This is a genomic window from Micromonospora sp. KC721, assembly GCF_004348355.1.
Classification (GTDB): Bacteria; Actinomycetota; Actinomycetes; order Mycobacteriales; family Micromonosporaceae; genus Micromonospora.
Genome location: NZ_SMJY01000217.1, coordinates 1 through 9885, shown reverse-complemented (window position 1 = coordinate 9885; position 9885 = coordinate 1). Strand labels below are relative to the sequence as shown.

7 protein-coding genes and 1 pseudogene are annotated in these 9885 nt (G+C 72.5%); 3 read left to right on the top strand and 5 right to left on the bottom strand.

Annotated features, from left to right (window positions below):
- The 4 genes and pseudogenes from E1182_RS26245 to E1182_RS26230 form a co-directional block, all read right to left on the bottom strand.
- Positions 1–1667 (bottom strand): annotated as a pseudogene (locus E1182_RS26245) (hypothetical protein); the annotation flags it as partial.
- 65 nt (positions 1668–1732) lie between these two features.
- On the bottom strand, positions 1733–2044 hold the full coding sequence (locus E1182_RS26240) for a cupin (protein ID WP_132270165.1): 312 nt from the start codon (positions 2042–2044) through the stop codon (positions 1733–1735).
- Positions 2041–2991 (bottom strand): LLM class F420-dependent oxidoreductase, encoded by a 951-nt coding sequence (locus E1182_RS26235; RefSeq protein ID WP_132270168.1) that lies wholly within the window; start codon positions 2989–2991, stop codon positions 2041–2043. The genes E1182_RS26240 and E1182_RS26235 overlap by 4 nt, the downstream gene beginning before the upstream one ends.
- Positions 2992–2996: 5 nt before the next feature.
- Positions 2997–3779, bottom strand: a complete 783-nt coding sequence (locus E1182_RS26230; RefSeq protein ID WP_132270163.1) for an ABC transporter ATP-binding protein — start codon at positions 3777–3779, stop codon at positions 2997–2999.
- Positions 3780–4040: 261 nt separating this feature from the next.
- Between E1182_RS26230 and E1182_RS26225 the strand changes: the two genes are divergently transcribed.
- On the top strand, positions 4041–5066 hold the full coding sequence (locus tag E1182_RS26225; RefSeq protein WP_132270160.1) for an ABC transporter substrate-binding protein: 1026 nt from the start codon (positions 4041–4043) through the stop codon (positions 5064–5066).
- A gap of 111 nt (positions 5067–5177) precedes the next feature.
- Positions 5178–6041, top strand: a complete 864-nt coding sequence (locus tag E1182_RS26220; RefSeq protein ID WP_132270158.1) for an ABC transporter permease — start codon at positions 5178–5180, stop codon at positions 6039–6041.
- 21 nt (positions 6042–6062) lie between these two features.
- Here E1182_RS26220 and E1182_RS26215 read toward each other — a convergent pair whose 3' ends face one another.
- The gene (locus tag E1182_RS26215; protein ID WP_132270156.1) at positions 6063–7238 is read right to left on the bottom strand and encodes an ABC transporter substrate-binding protein; all 1176 of its coding nucleotides are present in this window, start codon (positions 7236–7238) and stop codon (positions 6063–6065) included.
- A 440-nt stretch (positions 7239–7678) separates the two neighbouring features.
- On the opposite strand from E1182_RS26215, the gene E1182_RS26210 reads away from it, so the two are divergent.
- The coding region (locus E1182_RS26210) for a nitrate- and nitrite sensing domain-containing protein (RefSeq protein ID WP_132270154.1) at positions 7679–9885 on the top strand (2207 nt) is incomplete at its 3' end.

Sequence of the window (9885 nt, the reverse complement as noted above, 5' to 3'; positions counted from 1 at the left end):
GTGCGGGTCCGCTTCGGGCGCGGTCGGGGCGCAGCGGCCGTCACCGGCTGGGCGGTACCGGCCGACCTGTCCTCCGGCACCGACCTGTCCTCCGGCACCGACCTGTCCTCCGGCACCGACCTGTCCTCCGGCACCGGCCTGACCTCCGGCACCGACCTGTCGTCGAGCACCGGCCTGTCCTCCGGCACCGACCTGATCTCCGGCACCGGGTTGTCCTCGGACACCGGGCCGGGCCGCGGCACCGGCGGGTGATCCGGTACCGGGTCAGGGGACTCGCCCTGCCCAGCACCGGAAACCGGCTTCGCGATGCTGTCCGCCGCGACCGCCGGCGCCCGGTCCGAGGACCTGCGCTGGCGGATGCCCGGCGTCGTGGTGGGTGCCAACGCTTCGTCGCCGGCCGGCGGGTGATTCTCGGAGACAGGGACGGCCGGTGTGGGCTCGGCGTCGGGCGGCTGCGTCGCGGCGGCCGGTGGGCGGTCCGGTATGGCGGCGGCCGGCGTGACGGACGGGCTGGGCGCGGGAGCGGCATCGTCGGGCGTCCCCGGCCGATCCGGCGGTGCCGGCCAGTCCCAGTGGGCTGGGGCGGCAGCACCGGCGGTCGGCAGGGGCGTTCCCGGCGCGGCCGACGCTGGTGGGACTGGCGGCCGGACGGCGACCTCGAACGGGTCGATCCAGGGCTGTCCGGGGGTGCCGGGGGTCGCCGCGCCGGGCGGGCCGGCCGCAGCCGGGCGGGGTCCGCCGGCCGCTGCCGGAGCGGGGCCGCCGGGCAGCGGGCGCAGGATGTCGGTGGGCGTGATCGCGTCCTCGCCGGCTCGGGGCGGAACGAGCGGCCAGCGCACCACCGTGGCGGCGGCCGAACCGAGCGCGCCGGCTGCCACGGCGATCAACGCCGCGGAGTACGGGGCGAGCTGGTAGCCGTCGGCGGAGGTACCCGGGCCGGCGGTCAGGTAGGCGAACGCGAGCAGCACCGGACCGGCTGCCCCGGTGGCCCCGCCGACCAGCGCGGGGTGCCCCTGCCAGCGGGCCAGGCCGCCGGTCGCCACTCCGGCGAGCAGCGCCACCGTGGGCAGCAGCACCATCGCCAGCCGCTGCGCCGTGTCGCCGTCCAGCCAGGACGGCTCCAGCACGGCGAGGCGTACCGTGCGCAGCGGCCCGGGCGACAGCAGCCCCGGCGCGACGGAGAGCAACGCGACGGACCAGACCGTGCCGGCCAGCACGGCCATGTTCCAGCCCAACGGCGGTCGCAGCAGTACGGCGCAGGCGGCACCCGCGCCCACCAGCGCCCCGACCACCGTGCAGATCCCGACGGACCCCATCGGGGCGACCACGTCGAGCGCGGCCCGCGCGGGCTGCATGCACAGCGGGGCGACCACGGTGGCGCCCAGTGCGGCGGCACCGGCGACGGCGATCGGGAGACCGGTGGTGTCCGGTGCTCCGCCCCGGCGGGCGAGCCGCCCGGCGGCGACCGCGCCGATCAGGGCAGCGTTCGCCGCGAACCAGCCCACCCAGGCGAGCTGGGCGGGCCACCGGATGACCGTGCCGTCGGTGACGGCGCCGGTGAGCTGGATGATGCCGAAGCCGTACGCGATGCCGAGCTGGCCAGCCCCGGCCAACACGCTCACCCCGAGTGCGGCGAGCAGCGGTCTGCTCCACGTCCGAAACGCCATGTCCGGCACGTTACGGCCCGGTGCGCCCGATCGCCACTGTGGCGCGGCGGGGCGCCGACCTGGGGTTATTTCAGTTCGACCAGCCGGGCCAGGTACGTCGTGTCGCCGACGTTGGTGAGCATGTGGACGGCCCCGGGCTCCCGGTAGACCACGCCGCCGGTGGGTTCGTCAGCGTCGATCCGGGTGCCGTCGATGGTCTGCACCACGTTCTTCGCCCCCTGGATCGCCACCACCAGGTACGGATGGTCGTGCCGGTGCAGCGGCTGGCGCTCGCCCGGAGCCAACCGGATGTGCCACACCCGGACGTTGTCGTTCTCGAAGACGATCTCCTGTCCGACCGGGCCGAGCACGAGCTCGCCGTGGGTGGTGTCGGTCATCGGGTTCCCTCCAGTTGGGGGAGCACCTCGGCGGCGACGAGCTCCAGGTGATCCAGGTCCGCCAGGTCGATCAGGCGCAGGTGCACCCGGGTTGTCCCGGCCGCGGCCAACTCGCCGAGCCGGTCGACGAGCCGGGCGGGAGAGCCGACCACCGGGTCCTCCGGCGGCAGGGCGCTCGGGACGTGCAGGGGAGCGGCCCGTCGCCGGGCCTCGGCGTCGGTGCGTCCGATCGCCACCACCACACCGGCGGAGAGCACCAGCGGTGCCCGCCCCGACCCGGCACGCCCCACCCGGTCGCAGGCCTCGCGCACCCGAGCGTAGGCGGCGGCGGTCCCCGAGACCGACATGAACGGCACGTTGAACTCGTCGGCGTACCGGGCGGCCAGCTCAGGGGTGCGTTTCGGGCCGCGTCCACCGACGATCACCGGCGGCCCGGGCTGCTGCGCGGGTCTGGGCAGCGCCGGGGCGTCCACCAGGCGGTAGTACTGCCCGGTGTGGTGGTAGGTGGCACCGACCGGGGTGCGCCACAGGCCGGTGAGGATCTCCAACTGCTCGGCGAGCCGGTCGAAGCGTTCGGCCGCCGGCGGGAAGGGGATGCCGTACGAGGTGTGCTCCCGTTCGTACCAGCCGGCCCCGATGCCCAGCTCCACGCGACCGCCGCTCATCTGGTCCACCTGGGCCACCATCACGGCCAGCGGCCCGGGCAACCGGAAGGTGGCCGAGCTGACCAGGGTGCCGAGCCGGATCCGCGAGGTCTCCCGGGCCAGCGCGGCCAGGGTGAGCCAGGCGTCGGTGGGGCCCGGTAGCCCCGGCGTGTCCCCCATCGACTGGTAGTGGTCGGCACGGAAGAAACCGTCGAACCCGCCGGCCTCGGCGAGGCGCGCGAAGCGCAACTGGTCGTCGTAGCTGGCGCCGCGATGCGGCTCGGTGAAGACGGCCACCCGCATGCTCATCACCCCTGGATCCCGGCCGGCGTCGCTGTCCCACGCTCCATCAGCAGTTCGTGCAGTTCGGCGCTGACCCGGGCCACGTCGGCCAGGTGGGCGTTGCGGCCAAGGGTGCGCGGTCGGGGAATCGTGACCTCGACGACCTCGCGGATCCGGCCGGGACGTGGGGTGAGCACGACCACCCGGTCGGCCAGCAGCACCGCCTCGTCGATGGAGTGGGTGACGAAGACGACGGTCGGGGCGGTCTCCATGTGCACCCGCTGCAACTCGCCGGCGAGTTCCTCGCGGGTGAGCGCGTCCAGGGCGGAGAAGGGCTCGTCCATCAGCATCACCCGGGGCTCGCCGAGCAGCGACCGGCACAACGACACCCGCTGCTGCATGCCGCCGGACAGTTCGTGCGGCAGCCGCTTCTCGAAGCCGCCGAGACCGGCCAGATCGAGCAGTTGCCGGGCTTGGTCGCGGTGTTCGGGCCGGCGCCAGCCGAAGATCTCCGCCGGCAGCAGCACGTTGTCGAGCACGGTGCGCCAGGGGAGCAGGGCGGGTCGCTGGAAGAGCATGGCGATGTCGCGGCGTGGCCCGGTGACCCGGTCGCCGCCGACGGTGATCTCGCCGGTGGTCGCCGGCAGCAGGCCGGCGACCATCCGCAGCAGGGTCGACTTGCCGCAGCCGGAGCGTCCGAGCACCGCGACGAACTCACCCTCGGCGACCTCCAGGTCGATGCCGCGCAGCGCCTCCACGTGCCCTGAGCGGCCGTCGAAGGTACGCGACACGTCGGCGAGCCGGATCATCTTCGCCGGGCCTCCCTGGTTGATGGGTCGGGAATCCGACAAACACTATCCGGAGCGCCTTCCCTGCGCACCATCCGGAGTGGACCGTTGCTGATTGCGCGGTGATCCGGTCCAACTGACGTCGTGCGCGCGGGATTCTCGTACGCTGTCCGCGCAAAGAGTCCCCTCTCGACGGTGGTGCCGCGTCTCCCCCCGCGCGGGTGCCACCCGAATAACAACCCCCTCCGGGTGACGCCCGGTCGGAAAGGACATGGTGCACAGATGAGAAGGCTGACCCGTACAGTCGCCGCGGCCGCCCTGGCCGCCACGCTAGCCCTGGTCGCCGGATGCAGCGGCGACGACAAGTCCGACGCCGGAGGCGGTGACGGCAAGGCGCTGCAGAAGGTGACCTACCTCACCTCGTTCGGCAACTTCGGCCGCGACTCGTACGCCTGGGTGGCCAAGGAGAAGGGCTTCTTCAAGGAGGCCGGCTTCGACGTGGAGATCAAGCCGGGCCAGGGCACCGGTATGGTCATCCAGACCGTTGTGGGCGGTCAGGCCGACTTCGGTCCGATCGACCTGACCGGTGGCCTGCTCCAACTGGGCAACGGCGCCGCGAAGGACTTCGTCGCGGTGGCGGCGATCCAGCAGCGCACCATGGCCGCCGTGGTCAGTGTCGAGGGCAAGAACATCGCCACCCCGAAGGACCTCGAGGGCAAGAAGCTCGCCGACACCCAGACCTCCGTGGTGCGCCTGCTCTTCCCGACGTACGCCCGCCTGGCCGGCGTGGACGCCAGCAAGGTCACCTTCGTCAACGGCGAGGCGCAGACCCTGATGGGCATGCTGGGCGCCGGCACCGTCGACGGCATCGGCCAGTTCGTGGTGGGGCAGCCCACCGTCCAGGCGGTCACCAAGAAGAAGCCCGTCGTGCTGCCGTACAGCGACGTGATGACCGACCTCTACGGCAACGCGCTGATCACCTCCAGCAAGCTCGCCAAGGAGAAGCCGGAGATGGTCAAGAGCTTCACCGCGGCGCTGCTCAAGGGCCTGGCGTACGCCCTGGCCAACCCGCAGGAGGCCGCCGACCTGCTGAAGAAGAACGTCGCCGCGACCGTGCCGGCCGCGGCCGCCGCCGAACTCCAGCTGATGGCCGCCTACGTACGCTCCAGCAACTCCGGCACCGCCATCGGCACGCTGGACAGCGAGCGGGTCGCCAAGAGCATCGCGCTGCTGCAGGGGGCGGGCGCGCTCAAGACGACCATCACGCCAGACCAGATCATCGACTTCAGCCTGACGCCGAAGGCCTGACCGCCGACCGACCGAGTGCGGGGGTGCGGTTCACCGGGACACCCCGGTGGCCGTACCCCCGTCGCGTGCCGACCCCGGTCGGCAGGAGAGGAACGAGAGACCGTGACACCGATGCGTACCCCTGCCTGGACGGAACCGGCGGCGGTGGCCGGGACGGGCGCGGCCAAGACCCGGGCCGCGTCGTTTCGCGCCGCGGCCTGGCGAGCCGGAGCGCGCCCCGCGGCCGTCGGCCTACCGCTGCTCGGCCTGCTGATCGCGCTGGCCGTCTGGTGGCTGGTCACCACCGGGCTGGAACTGGTCCACCCGGCGTCGCTGCCCCCGCCACAGGATGTCTGGGCCGCGCTGGCGGAGACGGCCGACGTGCTGCTGCCGGCGTTGGGCGTGACCACGTCGATGACGCTGCTCGGCTTCCTGCTCTCGACGGTCGCCGGGGTGCTGATCGGGATGGCCCTGGCCGCCTCCCGGCGGGTCGAGCGGATGTTCGCCCCGCTGCTGGTGGCGGTCAACGCGGTTCCGAAGATCGCCCTGGGTCCGCTGCTGGTGGTCTCGGTCGGCTGGGGCGAGAAGCCCATCCTGACCATGGTCTTCCTGCTCTGCTTCTTCCCGATCGTGCTCTCCACGGCGACCGGCCTGACCACCACCCCGGCGGATCTGGCCGAGCTGGCCCGGTCGCTGAACGCCTCCTGGTGGCAGGCGTTCCGCAAGGTCCGTTTCCCGGCCGCCCTCCCGCAGATCTTCGTCGGGCTCAAGGTCGCGATGCCACTGGCCGCGATCGGCGCGGTGATCGGGGAGTTCTACTCCGACAAGCCGGGCCTGGGCTACCAGATCCTCCAGTACAACGGCGTCGGGGACACTGCCACGGCGTGGGCGGCGATCGTGTTGATCGCTCTGATGAGCATCGTGCTCTACGCGGCCCTGTCGCTGGTCGAGCGCCTGGCGTTGCCCTGGCTGCGGGCCACCACCAGCGCCCGCTGACCGGCCGTACCCCCGGGTGGGTCAGCCCGCCAGCCGCCAGCGCCCGCCGCGCGCGACCAGCGTCGTCAACGCCTGTGGCATCAGCCCGGAGTGGTTGTCCGGAGTCATCCGGATCGGCCCGGACAGACCGTCCAGCTGCGAGGTCTCCAGCACGTCACGCAGGGCGTCCCGGTCGACCGCGTCGCCGCCGGCCCGGGCGACGGCGTCGACGATGAGCTGGACGGCGTCGGCGGCGAAGGAGGAGTAGCCGTTGTAACCGCCGTACCGGGCGGTGTATGCCTGGAACCACTGCCTGCGGGCGGCCTTGGCGGGATTGGTGGCGATGACGTCGTCGATCACCATGGTCTGCGTGAAGATCAGGGTGGCCCGCTCGGTGGCGCGGGCGGTGCCGCCGAGGAAGAGGTCGCCGGCCGCCGCCGCGTCGAGGAAGAGTGCCCCGGTGAACCTCGCCTCCCGCACGCTGGTGGCGGCGAGTGCGGCCTGCTCCGGCGGGGTCCAGACCACCATGGCCTGCGGGTCGTCGGTGGTCAGCCGGCGGACCTGCTGCGACACCTCAGTGTCGGTGGTGCGGACCGATTCGTTGCGGGTCAGCCGGATGCCGGCCTTGGTGAACTCGCCCCGTAGTGCGGACAGGCCCTCCCGGCCGTAGTCGTCGTCGCTGTGCAGGACGGCGACCCGGCGGGCCCCCTTGCGGCGCAGTTCGGTGGTGAGCAGGGCGGCGTTGTCCGCCGCGTTGGGGGCCAGCTTGAAGACGTACCGCCGGTCGGCGACCGGGTCGGCGACCGCGCCGGCCGCGGCGAGCGCGATGGTCGGGATCTTCTTCTCGTTGATCGTCCGGACCGCGCCGACGGCGCATTCGTTGCAGCTGCCCATGACGATCGCGCTGACCGTGGAGTCGTTGGTGAAGTCGCCGATGTTCCGCAGCGACTCGCTGGCGTCGGAACGGTTGTCCCGCACCCGAAGCTCGATCCTCCGTCCACCCATCGCACCGGAGGAGTTGAGCTGCTCGACCTTGAGCTCCAGCGCCCGCTGGTACGCCTTGCCGGTCTGCGCGGAGGCACCGGACAGCTCCAGGTCGGCGGCGACGACGATCGGGGCGCCCGCCTCCTGGTCCGCGCCGGACGTGCAGCCGGTGAGCGTGGTGGCCAGCACGGCCGATGCGAGCGCCACGATGGTCGCGTAGCGGATGGGGCTCAACTCAGTCCTCCAGATGCGGCGCGGGCGGTGCCGCGTCACGACCGCCGGTATCCGTCCTCAGTGGAGAAACGGGTTTGTCTGCCGTACGGTGTGCGCGAAGCCTGCAAAACCTTGCCAATGCGGGGGTCTCGCGGTCAAGCGCGAGGGCGTCGGGGTGAGGCCTGGGACGGGATTCCCACATGCTGGCGTCATGAGAAATTTACATATCCGAACTTCAGGGTGATGAACGGCCACCCTGGATCGACAATGCCTGCTCAGAGTGTGCGCGGGAACGAGGCCCCCGGGGGACCAGGCCGGGGGTTTGCCGGGCTCCGCTCCACTGCGGCTTTCCAAACGCGATCATCTCTGATGAAATCGCGGCCGTGCCGCGTGTGGCGCTCTATCGCCGCACCGGGCGCGGTCGGCGGGGCAGGCGCGGAAGAAACGACGGAGGCGATGTCGTGAGCACCGGACCGACGACCCTGCCCGAAATCGGCAAGACCGCCGACCACGACCGGGTGCGCCGGCTGCCCCGACTGCGGGACGTCCGGATCCGATCCAAGCTCGCCCTCATTCTGGTGGTTCCGCTCGCCGCCGTCATCGCTCTGGCAACAATCCGACTCGTCTCCACCGGCGCGGGCGCGGTCGACGCCACCCGGATCAGGTCGCTGACCGCGCTCTCGGCCGACGTCTCCGCGCTCGCCCAGGACCTGCACAAGGAGCGGATGGCGGCGGCCGTTCACCTGGCCAACCCGCAGCAGCAGGTCGACGACTACAACCTGCGGGTACGGGCCACCGACGAGCGGATCGCCGAGTACCGCGCCGAGCGCGACCGGGCCGGCGACATCCCGGCCGACGTGCGGGACCGGTTGACCGTCATCGACGAACACCTGGAGACGCTCAACGGCACCCGCCAGGAGGTGGTCGAGCGCCGGCAGATGCCGGTCGCCGCGGCCACCCTGCGCTACGGCATCATCCTCACCGACCTGGTCTCGTACGCTGACGCCCTGGCGCAGCTCCCCGGGCAGGAGAGCCTCGCCGACGCCCGTCGGGCGGTGGCGGCGTTCAGCCGGGCGAAGGCGGCGGTGGCCGAGGAGGAGGCCGTCGCCTACACCGCGCTCAGCGGGGGGCGGATCGACGAGGAGCAGTTCTCCGCCTTCGTCACCACCCTCACCGGCCAGCAGGAGGCCCTGGTGTCCTTCTCGCTGGTCGCCGCACCCGAGCAGCGGGCACTGGTCGAGGGAACGGTCTCCGGCGACGCGGTCGGCCTCGCCGACCGGGTGGCCGCCGACATCACCCGGTCGGTGGGGCAGCAGCCACTGGTCACCGCGACCGACGCCGCCGCCTCGATCGGCGCGGTCAACGACCTCATGCGGTGGGCCGAGACTCAGCTCCAGAACCGCCTGCTCGACGAGACCGAGGCGGCCCGCAGCGACGTGATCCGGCAGGCCGTGATCGAGTCGGTGCTGGTGCTGCTCGCGCTGGCCATCGCCGTCTCGCTCGCGGTGGCGCTGGCCCGCTCGCTCAACCACTCGCTGCGCCGGCTGCGCGAGGGTGCCCTCTCGGTGGCCAACCAGGACCTGCCGGAAGCGGTGAAGCGGCTGCAGAACGTGGGCAGCGTGAGCGACGGCGGCGTGGAGGAGATCGTCCGCCAGGTCCGTGACCCGATCCGGTTGGAGAACCGGGACGAGGTGGGGCAGGTGGCCCTGGCCTTCAACGTCGTGCACCGGGAGGCCGTCCGGGTCGCCGCCGAGCAGGCGGCACTGCGGACCAGCGTGTCGGCGATGTTCCTCAACCTGGCCCGCCGGTCGCAGACCCTGGTCGACCGGATGATCGGCGAGCTGGACGCCATCGAGCGCGGCGAGGAGGACCCGAAGCGTCTCGCCCAGCTCTTCGAACTCGACCACCTCGCCACCCGGATGCGCCGTAACGACGAGAACCTGCTCGTGCTCGCCGGCGCCGACTCGGCTGTCCCGCGCCGCGACGACGCGCTGCTGGTGGACGTGTTGCGGGCCGCGCAGTCCGAGGTCGAGCTCTACAACCGGATCGAGTTCGGCACCGTCGACACCGATGTTTCGGTGGCCGCCCACGCGGTCAACGACGTGGTACGCCTCGTCGCCGAGCTGCTCGACAACGCGACCCGTTTCTCGCCGCCCACCACCACGGTGGTCGCCGACGGCCGCCGGATCCGGGACTACGTGCTGATCCAGATCGAGGATCGCGGCCTCGGCCTGACCGACGAGCAACTCGACTCGCTCAATCGTCGGCTGGCCGCGCCGGCCAGCGTGGACGTGGCCGCGTTCCGGTTGATGGGTCTGGCCGTGGTGAGCCGGCTCGCCTCCCGGTACGGCATCCGGGTGGAGTTGCGCCGCAACGTCGAGGGCGGCACGGTGGCCCAGGTCACTCTGCCGAACTCCACCGTGGTGCTCCCCTCGCACCGAGGGCGGGACACCGCGCTGCCCCGGCAGCGGCAGCCGATGGCGGTCGAACAGACCCCGATCGGCCTGACCGAACCGGCGACCGCCGGGCGGGCCGGCGCGGCCACCCTCACCGACCAGTGGCGGAGCACGCCAGCGGCACCCGCCCCGTGGCGACCGCAGGTCGACGCGCGCGACACCGCCCCGGCGGTCGGGATCGGTGTCCCGGCACCTGCCACGCCGGCCCCGTC

What these genes read in the sequence shown, in the direction of transcription:
- E1182_RS26240 (WP_132270165.1), bottom strand. Translation starts at nt 2,044, where the DNA reads ATGACCGACACCACCCACGGCGAGCTCGTGCTCGGCCCGGTCGGACAG.
- E1182_RS26235 (WP_132270168.1), bottom strand. Translation starts at nt 2,991, where the DNA reads ATGCGGGTGGCCGTCTTCACCGAGCCGCATCGCGGCGCCAGCTACGAC.
- E1182_RS26230 (WP_132270163.1), bottom strand. Translation starts at nt 3,779, where the DNA reads ATGATCCGGCTCGCCGACGTGTCGCGTACCTTCGACGGCCGCTCAGGG.
- E1182_RS26225 (WP_132270160.1), top strand. Translation starts at nt 4,041, where the DNA reads ATGAGAAGGCTGACCCGTACAGTCGCCGCGGCCGCCCTGGCCGCCACG.
- E1182_RS26220 (WP_132270158.1), top strand. Translation starts at nt 5,178, where the DNA reads ATGCGTACCCCTGCCTGGACGGAACCGGCGGCGGTGGCCGGGACGGGC.